The sequence below is a fragment of the Marinobacter sp. M5B genome (genome assembly GCF_042604615.1).
Classification (GTDB): Bacteria; Pseudomonadota; Gammaproteobacteria; order Pseudomonadales; family Oleiphilaceae; genus Marinobacter; species Marinobacter salarius.
Genome location: NZ_CP156894.1, coordinates 246,641 through 272,249 on the forward strand (window position 1 = coordinate 246,641; position 25,609 = coordinate 272,249).

21 protein-coding genes are annotated in these 25,609 nt (G+C 57.9%); 12 read left to right on the forward strand and 9 right to left on the reverse strand.

Annotated elements, in window-relative coordinates:
• Positions 1-16: 16 nt before the first annotated feature.
• Both AAGD24_RS01095 and AAGD24_RS01100 read right to left on the reverse strand, forming a co-directional pair.
• Positions 17-1,159, reverse strand: a complete 1,143-nt coding sequence (locus tag AAGD24_RS01095; RefSeq protein ID WP_379866259.1) for an acyl-CoA dehydrogenase family protein — start codon at positions 1,157-1,159, stop codon at positions 17-19.
• A 10-nt stretch (positions 1,160-1,169) separates the two neighbouring features.
• Positions 1,170-2,366, reverse strand: coding sequence for an acyl-CoA dehydrogenase family protein (locus AAGD24_RS01100; protein WP_091641505.1), 1,197 nt, complete (start codon positions 2,364-2,366; stop codon positions 1,170-1,172).
• A 331-nt stretch (positions 2,367-2,697) separates the two neighbouring features.
• Between AAGD24_RS01100 and AAGD24_RS01105 the strand changes: the two genes are divergently transcribed.
• Positions 2,698-4,020: a porin gene (locus tag AAGD24_RS01105; RefSeq protein WP_228210209.1), complete on the forward strand. Its 1,323-nt coding sequence runs from the start codon at positions 2,698-2,700 to the stop codon at positions 4,018-4,020.
• A 142-nt stretch (positions 4,021-4,162) separates the two neighbouring features.
• Here the strand turns inward: AAGD24_RS01105 and AAGD24_RS01110 are convergent, their stop codons facing one another.
• Together AAGD24_RS01110 and AAGD24_RS01115 are read right to left on the reverse strand one after the other, a co-directional pair.
• The gene (locus AAGD24_RS01110) at positions 4,163-5,332 is read right to left on the reverse strand and encodes an acyl-CoA dehydrogenase (RefSeq protein WP_036202119.1); all 1,170 of its coding nucleotides are present in this window, start codon (positions 5,330-5,332) and stop codon (positions 4,163-4,165) included.
• 34 nt (positions 5,333-5,366) lie between these two features.
• The gene (locus tag AAGD24_RS01115; protein WP_036205534.1) at positions 5,367-6,572 is read right to left on the reverse strand and encodes a 3-oxoadipyl-CoA thiolase; all 1,206 of its coding nucleotides are present in this window, start codon (positions 6,570-6,572) and stop codon (positions 5,367-5,369) included.
• 196 nt (positions 6,573-6,768) lie between these two features.
• Here AAGD24_RS01115 and AAGD24_RS01120 point away from each other — a divergent pair, with 196 nt between their 5' ends.
• Positions 6,769-8,121 (forward strand): hypothetical protein, encoded by a 1,353-nt coding sequence (locus AAGD24_RS01120; protein WP_228210210.1) that lies wholly within the window; start codon positions 6,769-6,771, stop codon positions 8,119-8,121.
• Between the two features lie 21 nt (positions 8,122-8,142).
• Here AAGD24_RS01120 and AAGD24_RS01125 read toward each other — a convergent pair whose 3' ends face one another.
• A complete protein-coding gene (locus AAGD24_RS01125) occupies positions 8,143-9,072 on the reverse strand; it encodes a glyoxylate/hydroxypyruvate reductase A (protein ID WP_228210211.1) in 930 nt (309 codons plus the stop codon).
• A 284-nt stretch (positions 9,073-9,356) separates the two neighbouring features.
• Here AAGD24_RS01125 and AAGD24_RS01130 point away from each other — a divergent pair, with 284 nt between their 5' ends.
• The 5 genes from AAGD24_RS01130 to AAGD24_RS01150 all read left to right on the forward strand — a co-directional run bounded on the left by AAGD24_RS01130 (position 9,357) and on the right by AAGD24_RS01150 (position 16,367).
• Positions 9,357-10,181, forward strand: coding sequence for an IclR family transcriptional regulator (locus AAGD24_RS01130; RefSeq protein WP_041335593.1), 825 nt, complete (start codon positions 9,357-9,359; stop codon positions 10,179-10,181).
• A 293-nt stretch (positions 10,182-10,474) separates the two neighbouring features.
• Positions 10,475-12,568 (forward strand): 3-hydroxyacyl-CoA dehydrogenase NAD-binding domain-containing protein, encoded by a 2,094-nt coding sequence (locus tag AAGD24_RS01135; RefSeq protein ID WP_228210212.1) that lies wholly within the window; start codon positions 10,475-10,477, stop codon positions 12,566-12,568.
• Positions 12,569-12,639: 71 nt separating this feature from the next.
• Positions 12,640-13,824 (forward strand): acetyl-CoA C-acyltransferase, encoded by a 1,185-nt coding sequence (locus AAGD24_RS01140; protein WP_228210213.1) that lies wholly within the window; start codon positions 12,640-12,642, stop codon positions 13,822-13,824.
• 5 nt (positions 13,825-13,829) lie between these two features.
• Complete coding sequence (locus AAGD24_RS01145; protein WP_379866263.1) at positions 13,830-14,936, forward strand: zinc-binding dehydrogenase; 1,107 nt, start codon at positions 13,830-13,832, stop codon at positions 14,934-14,936.
• Positions 14,937-14,951: 15 nt separating this feature from the next.
• Positions 14,952-16,367, forward strand: a complete 1,416-nt coding sequence (locus tag AAGD24_RS01150; protein ID WP_228210214.1) for an aldehyde dehydrogenase family protein — start codon at positions 14,952-14,954, stop codon at positions 16,365-16,367.
• 138 nt (positions 16,368-16,505) lie between these two features.
• Here AAGD24_RS01150 and AAGD24_RS01155 read toward each other — a convergent pair whose 3' ends face one another.
• Positions 16,506-17,027, reverse strand: a complete 522-nt coding sequence (locus AAGD24_RS01155; protein ID WP_174447638.1) for a QsdR family transcriptional regulator — start codon at positions 17,025-17,027, stop codon at positions 16,506-16,508.
• A 115-nt stretch (positions 17,028-17,142) separates the two neighbouring features.
• Between AAGD24_RS01155 and AAGD24_RS01160 the strand changes: the two genes are divergently transcribed.
• The 4 genes from AAGD24_RS01160 to msrB all read left to right on the forward strand — a co-directional run bounded on the left by AAGD24_RS01160 (position 17,143) and on the right by msrB (position 21,742).
• Positions 17,143-18,123 (forward strand): nitronate monooxygenase family protein, encoded by a 981-nt coding sequence (locus AAGD24_RS01160; RefSeq protein WP_075195530.1) that lies wholly within the window; start codon positions 17,143-17,145, stop codon positions 18,121-18,123.
• A gap of 84 nt (positions 18,124-18,207) precedes the next feature.
• Positions 18,208-18,918, forward strand: coding sequence for a response regulator transcription factor (locus tag AAGD24_RS01165; RefSeq protein WP_036202148.1), 711 nt, complete (start codon positions 18,208-18,210; stop codon positions 18,916-18,918).
• 3 nt (positions 18,919-18,921) lie between these two features.
• On the forward strand, positions 18,922-20,403 hold the full coding sequence (locus AAGD24_RS01170; RefSeq protein WP_091641519.1) for a sensor histidine kinase KdpD: 1,482 nt from the start codon (positions 18,922-18,924) through the stop codon (positions 20,401-20,403).
• 118 nt (positions 20,404-20,521) lie between these two features.
• A complete protein-coding gene (gene msrB / locus AAGD24_RS01175; protein ID WP_075195528.1) occupies positions 20,522-21,742 on the forward strand; it encodes a peptide-methionine (R)-S-oxide reductase MsrB in 1,221 nt (406 codons plus the stop codon).
• Positions 21,743-21,751: 9 nt separating this feature from the next.
• Here msrB and AAGD24_RS01180 read toward each other — a convergent pair whose 3' ends face one another.
• Together AAGD24_RS01180 and AAGD24_RS01185 are read right to left on the reverse strand one after the other, a co-directional pair.
• A complete protein-coding gene (locus AAGD24_RS01180) occupies positions 21,752-22,474 on the reverse strand; it encodes a 3'-5' exonuclease (protein WP_379866266.1) in 723 nt (240 codons plus the stop codon).
• Positions 22,467-24,341, reverse strand: coding sequence for a putative nucleotidyltransferase substrate binding domain-containing protein (locus AAGD24_RS01185; protein WP_036202158.1), 1,875 nt, complete (start codon positions 24,339-24,341; stop codon positions 22,467-22,469). The genes AAGD24_RS01180 and AAGD24_RS01185 overlap by 8 nt, the downstream gene beginning before the upstream one ends.
• Positions 24,342-24,472: 131 nt before the next feature.
• On the opposite strand from AAGD24_RS01185, the gene cobU reads away from it, so the two are divergent.
• Entirely contained in the window at positions 24,473-24,988 is a 516-nt protein-coding gene (gene cobU, locus AAGD24_RS01190; protein ID WP_085682073.1) for a bifunctional adenosylcobinamide kinase/adenosylcobinamide-phosphate guanylyltransferase, read from the forward strand.
• Here cobU and AAGD24_RS01195 read toward each other — a convergent pair whose 3' ends face one another.
• Positions 24,989-25,603, reverse strand: a complete 615-nt coding sequence (locus AAGD24_RS01195) for a histidine phosphatase family protein (RefSeq protein ID WP_305936275.1) — start codon at positions 25,601-25,603, stop codon at positions 24,989-24,991.
• Positions 25,604-25,609 lie beyond the last annotated feature (6 nt).

A 25,609-nucleotide genomic window follows, 5' to 3' on the forward strand; every position in this document is an offset into this window, starting at 1 on the left:
ATGAGAGCCTCAGCTGTCAGCCTACCTGCAACAAAGTGGCGTATTGCTCCAGATGGTAATCGTCATCCCCCAACTGGTGATTGATGGCGATCAGCCGCTTCGCGTAGTGGGCAAAGTTATACTCCCAGGTCATGCCGATACCACCGTGGGACTGAATGCCGGCCTCGGAGATGAATTGACCGGCACGGCCAATCACGTTCTTGGCGGCGGCCAGCACGCGGCGGCGTTCATCACTGGGTTCGCTGTCGGCGACGCTGGCGGCAAGAATTGCCATGGAACGAGCCTGCTCCAGTTCCGACATCATATCCACCATACGGTGCTGCAACACCTGGAACCGGCCGATAGGCACGCCAAACTGCTTGCGCTGTTTGAGGTAATCCAGAGTCAGCTCATTGGCCATTTCCATGACACCCACAGCCTCGGCGCAGATGGCGGCGATGGCGCGACCGGCCTGATACTCGATCACCCCGCTAGCCTTGCCTTCTTCTCCCAGCAACGCGTCGGCACCGACCTGGACGTTGTTCAAGGTAATGTCACAGCCGCGGGAGCCGTCGATAGTGGGGTAAGCTCGGCGCTCAACGCCAGCGGTATCCGGGCTCAGGGCAAACAGGCTGATGCCGTCGGCATCGCGGGCGTCGCCTGAGGTGCGTGCGGACACCACGATCAGGTCGGCACAGTGGCCGCTGATCACCACGGCCTTGCGGCCGTTCAGAGCATAGCCCTCGCCGTTTTTCTCGGCACGGGTTTCCACGTTATTCAGGTCATAGAAGCTCTGGGGCTCTTGCAGGCCTACAGCGGCTTTCAGTTCGCCGCTGGCGATGCCGGCCAGCCAGGTGTCTTTCTGGCTGTCGTTGCCTGCCTGGCCAATCAGGCCGCCGCCCAGAATAATGGACTGCACATATGGCTCCAGGCAAAGCCCGCGGCCCAGCTCAGTCATAACGGACTGAACTTCCACACCGCTGCCGCCAAAGCCACCGAGTTCCTCGGAAAAAGGTACAGCGGTCAGGCCCAGCTCGCTAAGCTGCTGCCAGAAATCGGCGCTGAAGCCCAGTTCCGTCTCACTGAACGCCAGTCGTTTTTCAAAACTGTACTCACCGCGCACCAGCCGTTCCACGGTGTCCTGCAGCATCTGCTGCTCTTCATTAAGTCGGAAATCCATGGTCGTCTCCTTAAAGCCCGAGAATCATTTTCGACACGATGTTCTTCTGGATCTCGTTGGATCCGCCGAAGATCGACAGCTTGCGGTTGTTGAAGTACTGGGCCGACAGGGGAGCGGCATCTTTATCCGACAGGAAGTCGCCCTCGTAATCCATATTCATCTCCTCTTCGAGGAACGGCAGGGCATAGGGCCCGATCGCGCGGCGGGCGAGATCATTGATGGCCTGGCGGATCTCGGTGCCTTTTACTTTCAGCATGGAACTTTCCGCACCCGGCACACCGCCACCTTCAACAGAGGCAATAATACGCAGGTTGCTGATGGCGGCTGCCGTGAGGTCGATTTCCACTTTGGCGATGCGCTGACTGAATGAGGGGTCCTCAAGCAGCGGCCGACCGTTTTTCAGGCGGCGTGATGCCAGGTTTTTCAGGTGCGACAGTGCTGCCTTGGACATACCGATACCGGCCAGGCCGGTGCGCTCGTAAGTCAGAAGATACTTGGCATAGGTCCAGCCTTTATCCTCTTCGCCCACCAGGTTCTCAACCGGCACCTTCACGTCCTCGAAGAACACTTCGTTAACTTCATGCTCACCATCCAGAGTGATGATGGGGCGCACGGTAATGCCCGGTGTGTCCATATCGATGAGCAGGAACGAAATACCTTCCTGGTTCTTGACCTCGGTGTTGGTACGCACCAGGCAGAAGATCATGTTGGCGTGCTGGCCCAGGGTGGTCCAGGTTTTCTGGCCGTTAACAATGTAATGGTCGCCATCACGCACAGCACGGGTTTTAAGAGACGCCAGGTCAGAGCCCGCGCCGGGTTCGGAATACCCCTGGCACCACCAGTCCTCGCCGCTGAGGATGCGCGGCAGGTACGTCTGCTTCTGTTCCTCGCTGCCGAACTTGATGATCACCGGCGCCACCATATTCACCCCGAACGGGATGGAGCGGGGAACGCCGTAACGGCAGGATTCTTCGTCCCAGATGTGCTTTTGCACGGGCGTCCACTCTACACCGCCGTACTCTTCCGGCCAGTGGGTCGCGTACCAGCCCTGCTCGCAAAGGATTTTCTGCCAGCGCTGATGGTCCTCTTTGGACAGGCGGCGGAATCCTTTCACTTTGGCGGCGATGTCGGCCGGCAGCTTTTCATCCAGGAACGCACGCACTTCGTCACGGAAGGCGAGTTCCTCGGCGGTGTAGTTCATGTTCATCGAATCAACCTCGTTAATGCATTACAGCGAAAATATATACCGCATAGCAGAATTACTCAATGATCTTTCATGGGTTGCTCGTCTGTCAATGCTAATGAAACAACAAAACACAGAGTAATTACCGATTTCATTAAAATTTGGTTTCACTCACTTGTTGATGACAAAAGTATTGTCTATATTCGAAAACACGGAAGCTGGTACTGCTATGCGAAACCTAACAATCACAAAATACCGCACAGTGAAACAGCGTGATTGATTTGGTGTGTCCCAGTGCCGGCACCGGAACGTCCAATAACAACGACATGAAATCAACTCCGTTAAGAGGTTTGAGATGACAACAACAATACCTTCCCAAGTGCGTCCCTTGCTCCGAGCCGTGGTTATTGCCGGGCTGCCGCTGATGGCCATCGGTTCCGGCTCCGCGCTGGCGCAAAGCACTGAGCTGGACGAACTGCGAGAGCGGGTCCAACAGCTGGAAAACAAACTGGAAGGCGCGGTGTCTACCGCGCCTGAATTGACAGAAGACAACCCCTATTTGCTGCGAGACGGCGACGGGATCAAGATTGGAAGCACAACGATTTCATTCGGTGGTTTTATCAAGGCCGACGCTATTTTTGGTTCCCACGGGAATGGCAGCCTGAACAGCTACAGCATTGGTTTGCCGAGAACCTTCGCGAGTGCCGCGGCTTCGGATGAAAGCGACTGGAAGACCGGTTTCTCGGCCCGGGAATCACGGATCAGTATCGGCACCAAAACCGAGGATGTCGTCGGCCACACGCTGACCACCTACCTGGAGATGGACTTTAACCAGGACCTTAACGACGGCATGAATGAAACCGGTAACGAGATCGTGTCCAACAGTTATTCCCCCCGTTTGCGCCAGGCCTACGGTTCCTGGAACGGCTGGGATTTTGGTCAGACCTACACCACGTTCACCGACCTGGCGGCCATGCCGGAAATCCTTGATCAGGGCAAGCAAGCGGCTTTTATCTACGCAACCCAGCCTATGATTCGCTACAACATGGCTGCGCCAGGCGGGAAGCTGATGGTTTCCCTGGAGAATCCCGAAGACGGCTACTACGGCAACTCCTACGACGATCAGTCCTACCCGGATCTCGCAATGCGGTACCAGATCCGAGGTAACTACGGGTTTTACTCCATTGCCGGTTTGCTGCGGAATTTTGAAGACAACGCAGCGGATGAAATCATAACTGACGGAGCCGTATCTTTGAGTGCCCGCATTCCGACGGTTGGCCGTGATGATCTGCGCCTGCAGTACAGCTATGGCGCGCTCGGCCGGTACATGGGCCTGCTGACGTACCCGGACGTGGATCTGGCAGCTCTCGCCCAAGGCGATGTCGAACCTCTCAAGACCTATGGTGCCACAGCGGCCTATCGCCACTTCTGGTCGCCTGCATGGCGTAGCACCCTGACGGTCTCGCACACGGAAATTGTTGATGATCTGGTTGCACCGCCTGCCGGAACGTTGAGTTACTTCGACTCGTCGACCTCGGTTCACGCCAACATACTATGGTCTGCCCACCGCAATCTGACGCTGGGACTGGAGTACGCCTATTGGGATTTCGGTGAGATTGCCACCAGTAGCAGCATGCAGTATGAGCAGGTCATGGCCTCCGCGAAATTGAGCTTCTGATCGATAAACGTCTGACATAAACCAATTCTAAGGTGCTTTTATGCATCCTTGCCTCGGAGTGCTCCCCCCGCTCCGGGGCTTTTTTGTGGGCATAAAAAAAGCAGAGCCGGAGCTCTGCTTTTTGGCGCTATGGGTAGCAGGATCAGCTGAAAGCCTGAATCCCGGTCTGTCCGCGGCCCAGAATCAGGGCGTGGACATCGTGAGTACCTTCATAGGTATTCACCGCTTCCAGGTTCATCACGTGGCGGATGACATGGTATTCGTCGGCGATACCATTGCCGCCGTGCATGTCACGGGCTACCCGTGCAATGTCCAGGGCCTTGCCGCAGTTGTTGCGCTTGAGCATGGAGATGGCGTCCGTCGAGTAGTTGCCGGCGTCTATCATACGGCCCAGTTGCAAGGCGCCCTGAAGGCCCAGGGTGATCTCGGTCTGCATATCCGCCAGCTTCTTCTGGATCAGCTGGTTGGCCGCCAGAGGCTTGCCAAACTGCTTGCGCTCGAGCGTGTAATTGAGGGCTGCGTGCCAGCAGAACTCGGCAGCGCCCATGGAGCCCCAGCTGATGCCGAAACGGGCCTTGTTCAGGCAACTGAAAGGACCTTTCAGGCCTTCTACGTCGAGCTTGTTCTCGTCCGGGACAAAGACTTCGTCCATAAAGATGGACCCGGTCTCGGAAGCCCGCAGGGAAAACTTACCCTCAATCTTCGGCGTGTCCAGGCCCTTGGCACCTTCGCGTTCAATCACGAAACCGGTGATTTTGCCCTCGAGCTTGGCCCAGACCACACAAACATCGGCAATGGGGGAGTTGGTGATCCAGGTTTTGGAGCCACTGACCAGATAGCCGCCGTCGACTTTCTTGGCGCGGGTTTCCATGTTGCCCGGGTCAGACCCATGGTTGGGCTCGGTCAGGCCAAAGCAGCCCACTTTTTCGCCGGATGCCAGTTGGGGCAGGATGCGTTTTTTCAGGGCTTCCTGGCCAAAGGCGTGAATCGGGTGAATAACCAATGACGACTGGACACTCAGGGCTGAACGATAGGCGCTATCAACCCGTTCCACTTCGCGGGCAATCAGGCCGTAGCACACGTGGTTCAGGCCGGGGCCGCCGTATTCTTCCGGCAGGGTAGCGCCGAGCATGCCCAGATCGCCCATGTCGGTAAAAATGGAACGGTCGAACTTCTCATGCCGGTTCGCTTCGGTAATGCCGGGCATCAGGCGCTGATCGCAGAACGAACGGATACTGTCACGTACCTGACGCTCGGTTTCATCCAGTTGCTTGTCGAACTGCAACAGGTCATCCCAGGGTGCGGAAGCCATGGTGTGTCTCCTCAGAAATTAGTCGGTTGCTCTTTTAATCAGATACTCGCTCAATAACAGCGGCAATGCCTTGGCCAACGCCAATGCACATGCTGATCAATGCGTAACGTCCGCCACTGCGTTCAAGCTGGCGGGTGGCGGTCAATGCAATCCGTGCACCGGACGCCCCAAGGGGGTGGCCAACCGCAATGGCGCCACCGTTGGGGTTCAGCCTGGAATCGGTCGGGTCGATGCCCAGTTTGTGGGTGCAGCCAAGAACCTGGGCCGCAAAGGCTTCGTTGATCTCGATGACGTCCATATCGTTGATGCCGAGACCCGCGCGGGCGAGGGCCTTCTCGCTGGCGGGTACCGGGCCGTAGCCCATGACCTGTGGCGGAACACCCGCGATCGCTGCGGATACAATACGGGCACGGGGCTGAATACCGGCCTTTTCGCCGGCTTTGCGAGAGCCGATGATCAGGGCCGCGGCGCCATCGTTGATACCCGAGGCGTTGCCGGCAGTCACCACGCCTCCTTCGAACAGCGGGCGCAGGCCGGCCAGTGCCTCGTGGGTGGACTGAGGCCGCGGATGCTCATCGCTGTTCACGCTGACGGGTGGTTTTTTGCGGCCCTGAGGGACGTCAATGGGCATAATCTCTTCATTATAGAAGCCATCTTTCAGGGCAGCGTCGTATCGGGCCTGGCTCTGAGCGGCAAACTGATCCACGGTGTCCCGGCTGAGGTTGAGCTCCCTGGCAATGTTGTCGGCGGTTTCGGGCATGGTGTCGGCACCGAAGTCGGCCTCAATGCGAGGGTTGGGGAAGCGGGCCCCGATGGTGCTGTCAAAGGCACGAAAGTCGCGGCTGAACGGGCTTTCGCTCTTGGCCATCACAAACGGTGCCCGGCTCATGCTTTCAGCGCCGCCGGCGACAAACAGCTCGCCCTCATCGCAGCGAACCGCCCTGGCGGCGTCGATGATGGCTGCCAGGCCAGAGCCACACAGGCGGTTAACGGTCAGGCCACCGGTTTCAACAGGAAGGCCGGCCAACAGTCCGGCGTGGCGGGCCAGGTTTCGGGCGTCCTCGCCGGCCTGGTTGGTGCAACCGGCAATAACGTCTTCGTAGGCCTCAAGGGCAAAGGCGTTGCGCTCAACCAGCGCTTTGATAACGCTGGCTAGAAGGTTGTCAGGGCGAACCCTGGCCAGTGCGCCGGCGTGTCGACCGAAGGGTGTTCGTAGCCCATCGTAGATGAAAGCGCTCATGGCATCTCCCATTTGATCAGACATGGTTCCCATTGTGATCTTCCGTTTGTAAGGAGGGAAGGGGTGGGCTTGTCATGTCATTAGTGTTGATATAGTTTCGTATAGCGGAACTAAGTTTTGTATATTGATTGTTGAAGACTAATCCGGGTCTGTTTGAAATGCAACCGATACCACCAACCAAGGTCAGTAATCTGCTATGAGCCGTTTTCTGGTTCCTGCTGCGGTTTTTCTGGAGCTTTTGGCGCTTTGCCTTTCCAGCATAAAGGTCAGTGCCTTTGCGGGTGTGTTGTTTGTGCTTTATTTCACGCTGGCGCTGAGGCGGCTGCAATCGTATTCCCGTTACCTGTTCCTGATCTCGCTGGTTGTGATCGGTTATCTGGGGGTTATCCGGCAACTGACCGCCGAGGATCTGATGCGTGCCGCGTCCAACGCTGCCTTTTATGCGGCGTTCCTGGGAAGCCTGGGGATGATGCAATGCCTGGTTCGACGGCTTGAGGTGCTGCAGCGTATACACGATGTGCTGCTAGGTGGTCGTCCGGCGTTGCTGTACCCGAAATACGCGGTGGTGAGTTGCGGCATTGCGTCAGTGCTGAACTTCGGCGTGATGAACCTGCTTTGCGGCACGTTGTCGGATACCCTGCGGCAGCGGGGTATTACCGGGGCTTCGCGGGTGCGCTGGTTGCGCAGTGTGCTGATCAGTACATTGCGAGGATTTGCGCTGGTGCCGCTGGTTGCGCCAACCAGTGTTGCGGTCGCCATTATTACCCGTGAAGTACCCTCCCTGAGCTGGTCGGGCCTGCTGCCCTATGGCATTGGCAGCGCGGTGTTGCTGGTTCTGGTGGGATGGGGGTTGGAGCACAAGCGTTTTCGTCGAGTCAGCGGTGAGCGCGAACCGCTGGATGCCTGGCCGGCTGGAAGTGGGCGGCTGTTGTTGCTGGTATTGATCATCTTCACGGCGATGGGCCTGCTGGTGCAGTTAACGGAACTGAAGGTGTCAGTGGCCGCGATGCTGACGGTGCCGGTGGTCACCCTTCTTTATATGTTCTGGCACGATCGCTCGCCAGCTATGGCGGTACGGGAAGCCACCGACAATATGCTCGGTATGAGCAACGAGATGTCGATCTTCGCAGGTTCCGCCGGGTTGGGCGTGGCGTTGGTCTCGGTGATTCCGGCGGATGCCCTGGCAGGCATGGCGACTGGTGAGCTGGGCGTATTTTTACTGGCTGTGGGTGGGTTATTAATGATGCCGATGCTCTCAGCCATCGGCATCATCCCGATTACTGTGCTGAGTGTTCAGGCAGGGTTGATGCCGCAATTGGTCGCCGAGGGCGTGAACCCCCTGCCGATTGCGGTCGCCCTGGTGATTGGTTTCTCCCTCGCCATGATGCTGTCGCCGTTCGGCCCGGCCGTTATGCTGCTGTCACGATTCGGGCAGGTGTCACGCTGGGTGGTGGCGTTTGGTTGGAACGGCGCTTTTGTCCTGCTCTCCATTCCGTTGTTATTACTGATGCTGTGGGGGATATTTGTGGTGGCGCCGGCCACTGGCTGACCGGCGCAAATGTATAGGGTTTCAATAGCCTCGGCTGGGGTCCACGATGCCGGAAATCGGCTGACCGTTGTGGTGTGCCAGGATCTTACCGGTGATCTGCTCCAGGGTGGCATCCCTCAGGGTGCGCGCCGAGATATGTGGCGTAATGGTGATCTCCGGCCGCTGCCAGAAGGGGTGATCCGCGGACAGGGGTTCCTGGCGAAACACATCCAGGGAGGCCCGGGCGACATGGCCGTCTTCGATGGCTTTGATCAGGTCCTCTTCCACCAGGTGTTCTCCCCGGCCCACGTTGATCACCACGGCATTGGGCATGAGTTGGCTGAGGTGCTTATGATTGAGGATGTCCCGGGTTTCGTCGGTCAGTGGAAGAGTGTTCACCAGAACCCTGGTTGATTGCAGGAAATCGGTCAGGTTTTCGGTACCGGAAAAGGTCGAGACGCCGTCCAGGTCGTGCTTGCTGCGGGCCCAGCCGTTGACCCGGTAATCCAGGCCGGCGAGGGTACGTGCCACCCGCTTGCCAATATGGCCAAGGCCCATGACGCCTACTGGCCACTCACTGCGCTTGATCGGGCGATGAATTTTCCAGGTACCCTGGCGTTGCTGCTCGCGGTAGGTTTCCATGCCCCGGCTGGCTTCCAGTAGCTGGTGCAACACGTATTCCGCCATTTGCGCGGACATGCCGGCATCTTCCAGACGCACGATGGGCAGTTGAGGTGGCAGATTGGGCGCGGCCAGCAACCCGTCGATTCCCGCGCCCAGGTTAAACACGGCTTTGAGCTTTTTTTCGCGCTCAAACAGTTGTTCCGGTGGTTGCCAGACAATGGCGTAATCGGCATCCACCGCCGGGCCGTTGGCGTCCCATACGTGAACCTCGGCTTCCGGAAGCAGCTCCTTTATGGGAACGGTCCAGCGCTCCGGTTTGGGGTCTCCTGCTACAAATAGAACTTTCATGTGCTCTCCGGGGTTGTCATCGGCTTCTAATTCAGTTACCAAGTTTCACATTGCAGAATAATATACCGCAAACTATCCGTAAACCCGGGGTCTTGTGTCGCGATATTGGAAGAGAATTGAAACATAAAGGAAGAGTGTTTCATATTTGGCACGACTTTTGATAATGGTTTCTGGTACTTGATATCTGCAGCGATTAAAATACCGCATCTTTTCTTACTATCCGAACATAGCCCCGGTAGTCCGGGCACAGCGGATCAGGCGCAGCTGTTGGAGGACGCCCGTTTATGACAAAAGCACAAGCTACCCCGCCGGAACTCCTGGCAGCATCCGGTGATGGTGAACCGGTAAAGCCTGAGAAAGATCGCAAGTTTGTAGAGGCACTTTCCCGTGGCCTGGATGTGCTTCGCGCCTTTAGCCAGGGCTCGGTGATTCTGGGCAATCAGGACATCGCGCGCCTGACCGGGCTGCCGAAACCCACCGTTTCGCGCATGACCTACACCCTGACCAAGCTGGGTTACCTCAGTTATAACGCCCAGTTGGAAAAGTACCAGCTCAGCTCCGGCGTATTGGCACTTGGTTACGCCTACGTTTCCAACCTTAAAGTGCGCCAGCTGGCTAAGCCTTACATGGACGAGTTTGCCCGTCAGACCAACATGTCCGTGGGCCTGACGTGCCGCGATCGTCTGCACATGATCTATGTGGAAAATCGCCTGCCGCCGGAAGCATCGCTGCTGCGTATGGATATCGGTCTGAAGCTGCCCATGGCCACGACATCGGCCGGGCGAGCCTACTACTGTGCCATTTCGGATAAAGGCCGCAAGGTCATCACGGACGCCATGGAAGCCAAATATGGTGACGCCTGGCCTGAGAAGCAGGAGGGCCTCGAACGTTCGATGGAAGACTACAAGAAGTATGGCTTCTGCCTGTCGCTTGGCGAGTGGGATCGCAACATCAACTCTGCGGGTGTGCCCATTCACCTGCAGGATGGCACCATTATGGCGCTGACTTGTGCGGCGCCTTCCTATCTGATTTCCGGGGAAAAGCTGCGGGAATCCATTGCTCACCAACTGGCGATGCTGGCCAGCGATATTGAATCGCTTGGTGTTTGATTTTGCGGGCTAACTGATAAAGCGTGGGCCCGGACGGGGATCTCTCTCCGAAACCGTGCGAAGCCATGGATGGCGGAGCCGAGCGTACAGGGATGTATTTACAGCGTGTTTCGGAGAGAGGTCCCCGTCCGGGCCTTCCCCGAGCCGATTTTCTCGAAAAACCCCAGAATTCGTTCTGGGGTTTTTTTATGCCTGCATTTTAGTTCATGGTTGAAACCTGCCGAAAACTTGTATTAAATCGTGACTATGTTTCGCTTGTTAAAACTACATTCCATATATGGCGAGGAGATATTATGTCTGAGGTCGTGACTTATAACCGGGAAGGCTCCATCGGCGTGATCACCGTGAATTATCCGCCGGTGAACGCCCTCAGCCATGCGGTTCGTTCCGGCCTGGTGGCTGCACTGGAGCAGGGCCAGAAAGACGCCGACGCCAAGGTACTGTTGCTGGTGTGCGAAGGCCGCACTTATATTGCCGGGGCCGACATTAGCGAGTTCGGCAAGCCCATGCAGGATCCGGGGCTGCCGTCCGTTGTTGACCAATATGAGAACAGCGATAAGCCAATTGTTGCGGCTGTTCACGGCACTGCGCTGGGCGGTGGCCTGGAAACCGCTTTGGGTTGCCATTACCGGGTGGCCTTGAGCAGCGCCAAGGTGGGATTGCCGGAAGTAAAGCTGGGCTTGTTGCCCGGAGCCGGGGGCACTCAGCGCCTGCCACGTTTGACGGGTGCGCAGAAAGCCCTGGAAATGATCACTTCCGGTGAGTTTGTTGGCGCTAAAGACGCTCTGGCCCTGGGCATTGTTGATGCGGTTGAAGATGGCAATGACATCAAGGCTGTTGGCCTGGCCTACGCACAGAACATTGCCGATGAAGGAAAGCCAGTTCGTCGCGTACGGGATCTGACCGATAAGCTTGAGGCCGACAAGGGTAGCGAGGTGTTTGAACAGTTCCGCGCTGGCCTGCAGAAGAAAGCTCGGGGCCAGTTTTCCCCGTTCAAGTGCGTGGATGCGGTGGAAGCCGCCTTCAGCCTGCCCTTTGAAGACGGTATGAAGCGTGAGCGTGAACTGTTTATGGAGTGCATGGAGTCCCCACAGCGTGCGGGCCTGATTCATGCCTTCTTTGCCGAGCGGGAAGTCTCCAAAGTGAAAGGTCTTCCCAAGGAAACACCTGTTCGTGACATCCATAAAGTGGGTGTTATCGGTGCAGGCACCATGGGCGGCGGCATTGCCATGAACTTCGCCAACGCCGGGATACCCGTGACCATCGCCGAGGTCAAGCAGGAGGCGCTGGACAAGGGTCTGTCAGTGATTCGCCGAAACTACGAGAACACCGCGAAGAAAGGCCGTATCACCCAGGCCCAGGTTGAGGAGCGCATGAGCCTGATCAGCGGCACCCTGACCTATGACGATTTCAGCGATGTGGATTTGGTGATCGAGGCGGTGTTTGAAAGCATGGACCTGAAGAGAAAGATCTTCGGTCAGTTGGACGACGCCTGCAAACCGGGTGCGATTCTGGCGTCCAACACCTCCACCCTCAGTATCGATGACATTGCGGCGGCGACGAAACGTCCGCAGGACGTGATTGGCCTGCATTTCTTCAGCCCCGCCAACGTGATGAAGCTGCTGGAAATTGTGCGCGGCGAAAAAACCTCTGATGAGGTCAAGGCCACCGCCATGGCGCTGGCGAAGAAGATTCGCAAGGTCGGGGTCATGGTGGGCAACTGCTATGGCTTCGTTGGCAATCGCATGCTGCACAAGCGAGGTGCAGAGGCCATGGCGCTGGTCAACGAAGGTGCGAGCCCGCAACAGGTGGACAAGGTACTGACCGACCTGGGCTTCCCCATGGGGCAGTTTGCGATGTCGGACCTGGCCGGTATCGATATTGGCTACAGCATCCGTCAGGAGCGTCGCAAGGCAGGTGAGGACGTGCCGGCGAGCTGGATGGATAAGCTGGCGGAGCAGGGGCGCCTTGGCCAGAAGACCCAGGCGGGCGTGTACAGGTACGAAGAGGGTAATCGCAAGCCGATTCCCGATCCGGAAGTGGACCGGGTTATTGTCGAGTTCCGTCAGGAGCAGGGTATCAAGTCCCGCGAGATCACCGACCAGGAGATTCTGGAGCGGTGCATGTACGTGATGGTCAATGAGGGTGCCAAGATTCTGGAGGAGGGCATTGCGGACCGGTCTCTGGATATCGACATTACCTGGATCTATGGCTACGGCTTCCCGGCCTATCGGGGTGGGCCGATGTTCTGGGCGGATCAGATTGGTCTGGACAACATACTTGGCACCGTTGAACAGTTCTACGATGACCTGGGGGGCGAGCAGTGGAAGCCGGCGGGGTTGTTGCAGGAACTGGTCAGTGAGGGTCGCCGGTTTGGGGATCTCTAAAAGCCTGGCCCGCTGGTTTTGGGGCTGATCCCGAGGTTTGAGCCACCTACACGTTTACGAAGGAGTTTGTTATGTCTGATGCCGTTATTGTGTCCACTGCCCGTACCGGTCTTGGTAAATCCTACCGTGGCGCACTGAACAACACCCACAGCGTGGATCTGGCCGGCCATGTGATCCAGCAGGCTGTGCAGCGTGCGGGTATCGACCCGAATATTGTTGAAGATGTCATCCTCGGTGCTACGTTCCATGAAGGCGCCCAGGGCAAGAACATCGCTCGGCTGGCGGCGATTCGTGCCGGTCTGCCGGTGACGACGGCAGGGCTTTCGATCAACCGTTTCTGTAGTTCCGGCCTTCAGTCCATCGCCATTGCCGCCCAGCGGGTGGTGTCGGAGAAGGTACCGGCCATGGTGGCGGGTGGCGTCGAATCCATTTCCATGGTGCAGAACGAGAAGCTCAACAGCTTCCACGCTACCAACGATTGGCTGATGAAGAACAAGCCCGAGTTGTATCTGGCGATGATTGAGACCGCCGACATTGTCGCGCAGCGCTATGGCGTTAGCCGTGAGTCTCAGGATGAGTACGCGTTGGTCTCCCAGCAGCGCACCGCCGCAGCTCAGGAAGCGGGTCGGTTTGACGATGAAATCGTGCCCTTTGACGCCACTATGATGGTGAAGGACAAGGAGACGGGTGATGTCAGTTATAAGGACGTCACCCTGACCCGTGACGAGTGCAACCGCCCCAACACCACTCTGGAAGGCCTCCAGGGCCTGAATCCGGTGCGCGGAGACAATCAGTTCGTCACCGCCGGTAACGCGTCCCAGCTGTCTGACGGTGCGTCCGTGTGTACGGTGATGAACAGCGCCTATGCCGAGAAGAACAACATCGAGCCCATGGGTATTTTCCGCGGCTTCGCGGTGGCGGGCTGTGAGCCGGATGAGATGGGTATTGGCCCTGTTTTCGCGATTCCACGCCTGTTGGAGCGGAATGGCCTGAAGATGGACGATATCGACCTGTGGGAATTGAACGAAGCCTTCGCGTCGCAGGTAGTTTACTGCCGTGATCGCCTGGGCATTCCCATGGAAAAGCTGAACGTCAACGGCGGCTCTATCTCCATTGGCCATCCCTACGGTGTCACGGGCTCTCGTTTGGCCGGTCATGCCCTGATCGAAGGTAAGCGCCGTGGTGCCAAGTATGTGGTCGTAACTATGTGCATTGGCGGTGGCCAGGGCGCGGCTGGTCTTTTCGAGGTGGTGTAAACAGAATGGACAGAAAAGCCAAAGCCGTCGTCTGCCGCGAATGGGGCCAACCCGTTCAGGTGGAAACCATTACCGTGGAAGGTCCGAGGCGGGACGAAATCACCATCAGGATCGGAGCCTGTGGCGTTTGCCATAGTGACCAGTCCGCCACCACCGGCAAAATTCCCTACCCCGCGCCCCTGGTGCTCGGTCACGAAGCCGCCGGTGTTGTTATTGAAGTGGGCGAGGGTGTCACCGCCTTCAAGGAAGGCGACCACGTGGTCAGTTCCTTTATTTCCATGTGCGGCAAATGCCGTCAGTGTGTTCGTGGCCGCCCGGTGCTCTGTGAAAACGCCCGTAAAGCCATGTTTACCCTGCCCGATGGCACTGTTCGCACCAAAGGCGCGGATGGTGAGGATCTCAACGTGTTCGGCGCCTGCGGCGTGATGGCGGAATATGCCACCATGCACGTGGACAACTGCGTCAAAGTGGATGAATCCGTGCCCATGCAGAACGCCGCTCTGGTGGGCTGCGCGGTGATGACCGGCGTTGGTGCCGTGTTCAACACCGCCAACGTTGAACCGGGGTCCCGCACGGCGGTATTCGGTATAGGCGGCGTGGGGCTGAACGCCATTCAGGGCTGCGTCACCGCCGGCGCGGAAATGATCGTGGCAGTGGACAACAACGCGAAAAAGCTGGAAATGGCCCGTGAGTTCGGTGCCACGCACACCGTCAATATCAGCGAGGTGGAGGACGGCGCCAAAGCCGTGAAAAAACTCACGGGCGGCGTGGACTACGCCTTCGAATGCGTGGGCGCCGGCGCAGTGGTTGAACAGGCCTACAAATGCCTGGGTCGGGGTGGTACCGCCGTGGTGGTGGGCGTTTCAGACCCAAAGGATAGAACTTCTATCACCACATTGACGCTTCCAGCCGACGAGAAAACCCTCAAGGGCAGCTGGCTGGGCACCGCACGTCCACAATACGATTTCCCACGTATCCTGGGGCTCTACAAGGCGGGCAAGCTCAAACTCGACGAACTTGTCACCCGCACTTACCACATTGATGACGCACCCCAGGCCTTCGATGATATGTTGGCTGGCAAGAACGCCCGTGGCGTGATCGTGTTCGACTGATTCAGGAGCAGAACCATGAATGATCTCAGCAAAAACTACATCAACGGCCAATGGCAGAACTGGAATGGTGAGACCATTGATGTTCACGAAGCGGCCACTGGCGACGTGATTGCCAAGGTTCCCGCCTCCGGTCGCGAGGAAATGGAAAAGGCCATCGCCGCTGCCAGCACTGCTTTCGAAAGCTGGTCGGAAAGCACACTGGAAAAGCGATTGCACGTTCTGGAGCAATTGCATGTCGGCCTGAAAGAACGGGCGGGTGAGATAGCCGAAACCGTATGCCGGGAAGTGGGTATGCCCATCAAACTGGCCACCGGCATTCAGGCGGGGCTGCCGGCCACCATCACCAAAAGCTACCTGAAAATGCTGCCCGAATTCACCTTTGCTGAACAGGTCGGCAACTCCGAGGTGCAGTACACGCCGGTGGGCGTGGTGGGATGCATCACCCCCTGGAATTACCCTCTGCACCAGGTCATCCTCAAGGTGGTTCCGGCCATTGCCGCCGGTTGCACGGTGGTGCTCAAGCCGTCTGAAATCGCGCCCCAGAGTGCCTATATCCTGGCGGATATTCTGGACCAGACAGACCTGCCCGAGGGTGTTTTCAACCTGGTCTGCGGCGAAGGCCACACCGTGGGCGACACCCTGATCAAACATCCGGACGTCAACATGGTGTCGTTCACCGGCTCCACCCGCACCGGCAGCCTGATTGCCCACGCTGCTGCCGATGACTTCAAGCGCTTTGCCCTGGAGATGGGCGGCAAGTCCGCCTCGGTTATCCTGTCGGATGCTGACCTGGCGAAAGCGGTCAAGGGAACTGTTAACAACTGCCTGCTGAACTCAGGCCAGACCTGCACCGCGCTGACCCGCATGCTGGTGCCGGCCCAGAAGCATGACGAAGCCTGCGAACTGGCCGCTAATGCGGTGGCGAAAATGACGCTGGGCAATCCGCTGGAAGAAACCACACGCCTGGGCCCGCTGGCTTCGGCCCAGCAGCGGGACAAAGTCATCGACTTTATCAACATCGGTATCAAAGAAGGCGCCACCCTGATTGCCGGCGGCCCGGAAGCTCCGGAAGGTTGCGACAAGGGCTACTTCGTCAAGGCCACGGTGTTCGGCAACGTCAAACCTGACAGCCGCATTGCCCAGGAGGAGATCTTCGGCCCAGTGCTGTGCGTGATTCCTTATCAGGACGAAGCCGAGGCCATCGAGATCGCCAATGGCACCGCCTATGGCCTGTCCGGCGCTGTCTGGTCGGCCGATGACGCCCACGCGAAAAAAGTGGCAGGCAAACTGCGCACCGGTCAGGTGTTCGTCAACGGTGGGGACTTCAACCCGTTAGCGCCGTTTGGCGGCTTCGGCCACTCCGGTATCGGGCGTGAGTTTGGTAAGTGGGGATTGGAGGAGTTTCTGGAGGTGCGGTCCCTGCAGCTTTAAGCCTGCTCTTCAGCGGGCTAGGCCCGAGGTGGGGCCCTTTTCTTCTGGGAAAAAGAACTCGCTTCGCTCAGACATCTTTTTCCCGGCAGAAAAGGGCCCCACCCCGTGCCTGACGGACTGTGGCGGATAGGTCTCTGTTCAGGCCGTTCCGCCAAGCATTACACGAACAGCGGTACAGGCGTCCTCCAGCTCCTCTTCACGAGGTTCGCGGCCGTTGATGATGTCGCTGTACAGGCAGGATTCGGCCAGGCGCACCATGAAGTAGGACAGGCTGTTCACGTTCAGGGGGGGATTAATATGTCCGCCCGCAATCTGATCCCGAAGGGTGCGGGTGTTGGCCTCAACAGTACGGCTGTGAAGCGTGGACTGGGATGACGTCAGGATTTTGAGCGCGTACTCCGGGTCTTCGCGGATAAACCGCCGCAAAGGTTCAGAGTGCAACAGAGTGGAGTTAATGTGACGGTAAACCCCGACGACAAAGTCGACGCCGTTCCCCGGTGTTGCGTTCAGCGCTTCCAGCCTCAGGGGTTCGTAGAGTGACCAGAGCACTTCCCCCAGCAGTAAATCCTTGTTGCCAACCCAGCGAAACAGGGTGGCCCTGCCAATATTCAATTCTGCAGACAGCGATGCCAGATGAATGCGTTCACCTTTCAGCCACATTCTCCGTGCACGCCGGAAGGCATCTGCTGGTGTCGCCCTTGTTGTTGTTTTTTCTGTCACTGCAACCTCGTATCGGTACTCGATTTCATTCTAACGACAAAACAGGAAGCCCGCTATGAAGACCAGAATCACCGAATTGTTTGGTATCCGTCACCCGATTATCCAGGGTGGCATGCATCACGTGGGTTATGCAGAGCTGGCAGCAGCCGTCTCCAACGCCGGTGGTCTTGGTATAATCACCGGGCTGACCCAGCCTACCCCGGAAGACCTGTCTCGGGAAATTGCACGTTGTGCTGAGATGACCGACCAGCCTTTCGGAGTAAACCTGACCTTCCTGCCATCCTTCAAGGCGCCCCCCTATCCGGACTATATCCAGGCCATTGTCGACGGTGGCGTCAAGGTGGTGGAAACCGCCGGGCGCAGTCCCGAGCAATACATGCCGCAGCTCAAGGCCGCGGGTATTAAGGTTATCCATAAATGCACCTCGGTGCGCCATGCCCTGAAGGCCGAAAAAATTGGTTGCGATGCGGTCAGTGTGGACGGCTTCGAATGTGGCGGCCACCCGGGCGAGGATGACATTCCCAACTTTATCCTGCTGCCCCGCGCTGCGGAAGAACTCACCATTCCATTTGTTGCGTCAGGTGGTATGGCGGACGGTCGCAGCCTGGTAGCCGCGATGGCACTGGGTGCAGAGGGCATGAACATGGGTACCCGTTTTCTGGCCACCACAGACGCCCCCATCCACAATAACGTCAAGCAGGCCATTGTCGAAGCGGACGAACTCCAGACCCGCCTCATTATGCGGAACCTCCGTAACACCGAGCGGGTAATGAACAACGCTGCCGTGGAAGAAATCATCCGCATCGAGCACGCGAAAGCCGGTACCGAAACCATTGATGACATTCGCCATCTGGTCACTGGAGTGAAAGGCAGATTGGTGCTTCAGGAAGGTAAGATGGATGAGGCCGCCTGGAGCTGTGGCATGGTGGCGGGACTGATTCACGACATTCCCAGTTGTGAGGAACTGATTGGCCGCATTATGGATGAAGCAGACAATATTATCCGTCAACGCCTGCTGGGCAGCCTGGAGGCCTGATATCGGCGTGATACATTTGTGAACTTTTGGCTCTACACTGGTATCAACTAACGGTAATTTGCGAGCTTCCAGAGCCAGTAACTTATGACACGAAACGTACTGATTGTTGAGGATAACCCGGGTATCGGGGAGCTGGTGCGAATGCACGTGGCGGACCTTGGCATGAATGCGGTTCTCTGTGACCGGGGCGATACCGGGCTGGAGCGTTTTCGCGAAGGGGACATCGACCTGGTGGTGCTTGATCTGATGTTGCCTGGAATGGACGGTCTCTCGGTGTGTCGGGAGATTCGCTCCGGCCCCGGGTATGTGCCGGTGCTGATGCTGACAGCGAAAAGCACGGAGCTGGATCGTGTACTGGGGTTGGAGATGGGGGCGGACGATTACCTCACCAAACCCTTCAGCGTGGCCGAGCTGTCGGCACGGGTGAAAGCCCTGTTCCGGCGGGTGGACGCCATGTCGAGTTCGTCAGGCGAAACGTCCGGGCCCGAAGAGTTGGGTGAATTGGACACTGAAGGTTTGCGTATCGATCCGGCCCGGCGCCGAGTGTTCGTATGGGAACAGGAGGTGGAACTGACGGCCCGCGAGTTCGACCTGCTCTGGCACTTTGCCAGCCACCCGGGACGAGTCTTCAGCCGGGTTCAGCTGCTGGACAAGGTCTGGGGATACAATCACGAAGGGTACGAGCATACCGTCAATACCCACATTAATCGTCTGCGCGGCAAGATTGAGCAAGACCCGGCGCGACCGGAGTTTATCGAAACCGTCTGGGGGGTGGGCTATCGCTTCCGGGACTGAACCATGCTGAAGACACTCTACACCCGGCTGACGTTAGGTCTTTTCCTGCTACTGTTGGCCGTTGGTCTGTTGTACACCTTTTTCAGCTTGTATTCCCTGCGGGAGTACAACGCGTCTGTTAATCAGGAGCTGCACCGGGATCTGGCGAAAGACCTGGTGGCAGACAGGAATCTGGTCAGTGAAGGGGAACTCGACCGCGGCGCCCTGAAAGAACTCTTTGCGCTGTACATGACCATCAATCCCAGCATTGAAATCTACCTGCTGGATTTGGACGGCACCATTCTCTCTTACTCCGCTGATCCGGCGAAGATCAAACGCAAGCAGGTCTCGCTCGAACCCATCCGCCGCCTGATGAACGATATGGACAGCTACCCGGTACTGGGCGACGACCCCCGCAGCCATGACCGGCAGAAAGTCTTTTCCGTAACGCCGGTGCCGTCGGTTGAAAACCCTGAAGGGTATCTCTATGTGGTGCTGCGCGGCGAGGAATACGATGCTGCGGAAACCATGGCCCGGGGTGGCCAGTTGGTGGAACTGAGCGCCTGGGCTCTGATTATCAGTCTGGCGGTGGTGATGATAGCGGGGCTGGCGGTCTTCCGGCTGCTGACACGACGGCTGACCTTGCTGACCCGGCTGGTGGAAGATTTCGAGCACAGTGACATGAGTCGACAGGCCCTACAGAGCACCTGGCGGGGCCGGCGGCCAGTGGTGCGCGACGAAATTGACTACCTGGGTGCCACCTTTGATGACATGGCCAGCCGAATTGCGTCCCAGATCGAACTGCTGACGGAAAAAGACGCCCAGCGCCGGCAACTGGTGGCCCAGGTGTCCCATGACCTGCGTACGCCGCTGGCCTCGATGCAGGGCTATATCGAAAGCCTCAAGCTCAGGCGTGACCGGCTGACCGCGGAAGAGCAGGACCGCTTTCTCGACATTGCCCTAAAGGAGGGCCGACGCCTGAGCCGCCTGGTGGACGAGCTGTTTGAGCTTGCTGCTCTCGAGGCCCGGGAAAAGCAGCCCGTGCCGGAACCCTTTCCGCTGGCGGAGTTGGTGCACGATGTAGTCCAGAAACATGGACAGGAAGCCAGCACCCGGCAGTTGGAACTTGTGGTGGATGGCGATCCGGACCTCCCCCTGGCGTACGCGGACCTGGCCATGACCGAGCGGGTACTGGACAACCTGATCGGCAATGCCATTGCCTACAGTCCCTCGGAGAGCCGCATTGAAGTGGTGTTCGGGCAGGCGGATGGGCTGCCGCAGGTCTGTGTGCACGACAGTGGCCCCGGTATTCCGGAGGAGGACCTGCCCCACATTTTCGATCCTTTCTACCGGGGCGAGTCGTCCGGCGGTTCCGGCCACGCCGGCCTGGGGCTGGCTATCGCCCGTAGGATCATGAGTCTTCAGGGCGGTGATATCTGCGTTGAGAACCTGAGCTCCGGCGGGGCATCCTTCTGCATACGCTTACCGGTAGGGCCACCCGAATAGGCTGCCTGCATCCATAATGATCTCTCCGGCGTTATACAAACGTAATAAACTGGAGAAAGTGATGTGATGAATCCCGTGCAAACTGGTCTCAGTATTCAAAAGGCAAGAGGTTAAGGTTATGAAACGGTATCTGTTACTGACGTCTATTGCGGCAGCGTTCGCATTGACCGGTTTCCAGGTTGGCGCCTCCAAAGGGACGGAATCACAATACGCCCCGGATGACCCAGGCCTGGCGGTTGCTACGTTCGCTGGTGGCTGTTTCTGGTGCGTGGAAGCGGCGTATGAAGAGAAAGTACCCGGCGTTGTTGAGGCGGTGTCTGGTTATAGTGGCGGCGACGAGAAGAACCCGAACTATAAACAGGTAGCTGGTGGCCGCACAGGCCATACCGAGGCGGTCCAGGTGTACTACGACCCTGACACGATCACCTACGAAGGCCTGCTCCAGGCTCTGTGGCGTACGGCCAACCCGACCGACGTGAAAGGCCAGTATGTGGACCGGGGCAAACAGTACCGGCCGGCGATTTTCTATCACAACGACGCCCAGAAGCGCGCTGCCGAAGCCTCGATAAAGGCACTGGAAGAATCCGGCCGTTACGATCATCCGGTCAAGATTGAAGTGGTGCCTTTCGAAGCGTTCTACGACGCCGAGGAATACCATCAGGATTACTACAAGAAGAACCCGGTGCGCTACCAGTTCTACACCTTCAACTCCGGCCGCTACCAGTTTATCGAGAAAGTCTGGGGCGAGGACGAGAAAGTGGACTATGCGCAGTATCGCCCCGAGAACAACGGTGGTTCCGCACAGGCCACTGTTAACAAAGCATCTGAGGGCAATACCGGCATGAACCTCAGCCGGGTTGAGGCATTCAATCCGGACACGTTCACCAAGCCTGACGACAAAACACTCAAGGCACGGTTGACCGAGACGCAGTACGAAATCACCCAGGAGGATGGCACCGAGCCTGCCTATCGTAATGAGTATTACGATGAAAAACGGGCCGGTATCTACGTGGACATTGTGTCCGGCGAGCCGCTGTTCTCTTCCCGTGACAAGTATAAGTCCAACACTGGCTGGCCCAGCTTTACAAAGCCGATCAGCCCGGACATGGTGGTGGAGAAAGAGGACAACAGCTTCTTCATGACCCGTACGGAGATCCGTAGCCGCTATGCGGATTCCCACCTCGGGCATGTGTTCAACGACGGCCCGGCGCCAACGGGATTGCGCTACTGCATGAACTCGGCCGCGCTCCGGTTCATCCCGTTGGAGAACATGGAGAAGGAAGGTTATGGCGCGCTGATCAGTGAAGTGAAAGAAGCCAGCCGTACCGCTTCCAACTAAGACAACCCGTTACAGCCAGAGATCCCCGATGGGGGTCTCTGGCGAAAAGTGATGCTGGACCTGCGCCATCAGCAACTCGGCGCTGGCCAGCGCATCCACCAGGGCATTGTGCGGTGGGTAGTGTGGCAGCCCATACCGCCGCCGGCTGTCTGCCAGCCGAATTGAGATCGGCTGCTGACCCTTCAACTTCTGCCACCAGGAGCGTTTCCGGTTCGGATGCAGGTAAGCCTCAATGGCCATGGTATCCATCACCGGAAAGCGTATGTCCTCCCCGATTCGCCACTTCAGTGCCATGTTCAGGAACGGACGTTCGATATTGCGGTAGTGCACCACCGGTACGCGCCCGGCCATGCTTTCCAGAAATTCGTCCAGTACGTCGGCCAGATCCGGGGCCTTGTCGATATCGGCATGGGTTATGCCATGTATCGTGATAGAGGTCTGGTGTAACGGCAGTTGCGGTTTCACCAGCCAGTGCCGCGAACCACCCAGTTGCACACGGTCAAGGGTAAAGGGCACCACACCGATACTGACGATGGAGTGACTGTCAGGGTCCAGGCCGGTGGTTTCGAAATCCACGGCTACAAACGGGACGTCGCTCAGAGGCGTTTCCGGCGCCACACAACCTGCCTCGTAGAACGTCTTCAGTCGCGGGTCTTTCGTTTGTGTTGCCCGTTCCCGGTACTGTTCGGGCCAGGACAAAGTGTCGATCTGTGCTGTCTTACCATCAGACATTCCGGGTAGCCTGGGGGTTGTAGCGGAATTTGAGGAACTTTTGTGCCTGGCCGACCACCTGAAAAGCGTCTTTTAGGTGACTGCGCTCGAATGGCGAAAGGTCTTCCGGCCGCACATTGTTGTCTGGCTCTCTTCCTGCTTCGATGGAGAGGGCCTGATGTCGAATACGTACTATGGCAATAAACTCGAAGGCATCCCGAAGGTTATCAACGCCATCTTCCGGGATCAGTTTGGTTTGCCCAATGGCCTTGAGCCGGTTGAAGGTATTCTGTGCCCGTGAGCCACAGGCCAGGGCATGCACCCGGATCAGATCCGACACCGGTGCCGTGCCGCGGCGCTTCAGGTTGAAGGTCTTGGCCTGCTTGCCGCTTTCCTCCATCACAAAGGTACGGAAAAAGCCTAGCGGTGGCGTGCGGTTGAGGGCGTTGCGGGCCAGCATGGCCAGGAAGCGCTGGCTATTGCTCGCTTTATCCGCAATGAAGGTTTTCAATTCTTCGGTGTATTCGGTGCGGCCATGGATGCCGTCCAGGTCGAAGAAAATATTGCTGTTGAGCAGCGCCTCCGCTTTGGGATTTTCGATCCAGTCGGCGAAGTATTCCTTCCACACCCGCAGCGGTTGTCGCCACTTCTGGTTGGTGGCCATGATATCGCCGGTGCAGTAACTGTAGCCGCACTCTGCCAGGCCATCACTGACGAACTTCGCCAGGGCGAGGAAATACTCGTCGTGCTGGGCCGGATCGAAGCTGTCGTCCAGCACCATGGCGTTGTCCTGGTCGGTGACAACGAGTTGTTCGTCCCGGGCCATGGAGCCGAGTGCCATAAAACAATAAGGCACGGGTGGTGGCCCCAGCTTCTCCTCTCCCAGCTCAAGCAGTCGTTGGCTGAAGGTGCGCCCGATGCCAGCCATGGCACTGCCGATCATATGGGAGTTCGCATCTTCACGGACCATGCGCACAAAGGTGTTGGGCACGTCCTTGCTCAAGCGCTTCAGGCCCTTCACATCCTGCTGATGATAGATGTTACTGACCAGATACAGGCTGCTCTGGGATTCGTGTTTGACGATGTCCGACAGTGCAATCACACCCCGCACCTTGTCACCCTCCATTACCGGCAGGTGGTGCACGTTGTTGTGCAGCATGGTCAGCATGGCCTCGAAAATGAAGGCGTCGGAACGGGTAGTGATCAGCTCTTCCGTCATGATGTCGCTGATGGGTGTTTCCGACGGCAGTGCCTCGCAGAGGGCGCGGGTGCGCAGGTCACGGTCGGTAATGATGCCTGAAAGCCGGGGCTGTTTGCCGCTCTCGTCCATCAGCAAGAGGGCCGACACTCCCCGGTCCGTCATGATTCGGGCGGCCTCCTGAAGGCGCACGGTATTGGGTGCCATAACCGGCTCGCGGGAAATCAGCCGGGTCACCCGTGCTGTCATCGGTTGATTCGATTTCTCCCGCCGTGAAAGTGCCGACCGAAGACGTGAATGGTCTTCAATTTCGACAAAATCGGTGAAATTTTCGTCGTTTTCCCACAAATATTGAAATATTTCGTCGGGAATCAGGTAGATCAGGGAGTCTTCAATAGCCTTGGCCGGAAACCGCACGGTTTTGTTCATCAGCAGACCAAACTGACCGAAAATCTCACCTTCGGTAATGCGGTTGTATAGCTCGCCAGAGCGGCGATAAATCTCGACGGCGCCGCTGCGCACATAGTGCAGGTAGGTGTTTCGTTCGCCCAGCGTGAGAATGTCTGTGCCAGCGCGGAAATAGGCGACTTCGATGCTGGAGACAATACGATCCAGGACATTCTCCGGCATTTCATCAAACGGGGCGTGCTGGGCCAGGTGGTTGCGTATCTCGATCAGCTCTGCCTGCATTGTTCGCTTCCTTTTCGCACCGGTTACGCCTCTGGAATTTATCACGCAATATAGCAGTGGCGCTGTTTTACGGCCATGATGTTGGGCAAGATAGCGTTGGTTTACACACGAGAGGTTGGGTTTTGTCTGCTATTCATACACTGGTCCTTGGGGGCATTCGATCCGGCAAAACCGCGCTGGCGGAGCGTATTGCCTGTGACGCCGGTTCACCGGTGGTCTATGTTGCAACGGCGACCGCCGACGATGAAGAAATGACCCGGCGGGTGGCCCGCCACCGGCAGAATCGGCCGCCGGAATGGGGGTTGGCAGAAGAGCCCTTGAAGCTGGCCTCCCTGCTGGATGGTTACGCCAGGGAACCACAACCACCCTTGTTGCTGGTGGATTGCATGAGCCTGTGGGTGAGCAACCTGCTGTTTGCCGGCGATGAAGTGTTTGCCCGTGAGCGTACCGCCTTCCTGCGGGCACTGGAGAACTACCCGGGCCCAATCGTGATTGTCAGTAATGAAGTGGGCCTGGGTACCATCGGCATGGACCCGCTCACCCGCCGTTTCTGCGATGAACTGGGGTGGCTCAACCAGGATCTTGCCGCCCGTTGTGAGCGGGTGCTGATGAGCGTGGCGGGGCTGTCGCAAACGTTGAAAGGCTGATTATGCGCCGTGCGTTTGCAGGCAACTGAGCAGGCCATGCTCCGAGATGTCCACGCGGATACGGCTGCGGCAGGCGTAGGGTACCGTTAACGCTGAAAAAGAGCGTTCAGTGGGGATACCCATCACCTCCGCCAGGAGCATGCGAATCACGCCGCCATGGCATACCACGAGTACCCGCTTGCCTGCCGCTTGGGTTTGCCAATCCTGCCAGGCGCTGCTGACCCTTTGCCGGAACTCGGTGATAGCCTCTCCACCGGGCGGAGGATAACGAACCGGGTCGCTCCAGAAGCGGTTCAGCGCCTCGGGCGTATCGGCCATGATGTTCTCGGAGGTTCTGCCCTCCCAATCACCGAACGCAATCTCCCTCAGCCGTGGCTCCTGGTGCAACGGAATCTGACGTTGCTCCGCCAACTGTTCTGCGAAGAGGCGGCAGCGCAGCAGTGGGGAGGTGATGATCACATCCCACTGGTCATCGTCCCTGATAGCCGCGTTCATCTGCTGCCAGCCGGTGTCGCTCAGTGGATCATCCTTGCTGCCCCGGAACATGGGCCCGCCGGCAGGTTCACCATGACGGATCAGGTCGAAAAACGCAGTGCTGTTCTGGTTATTGGTCATCCCCGC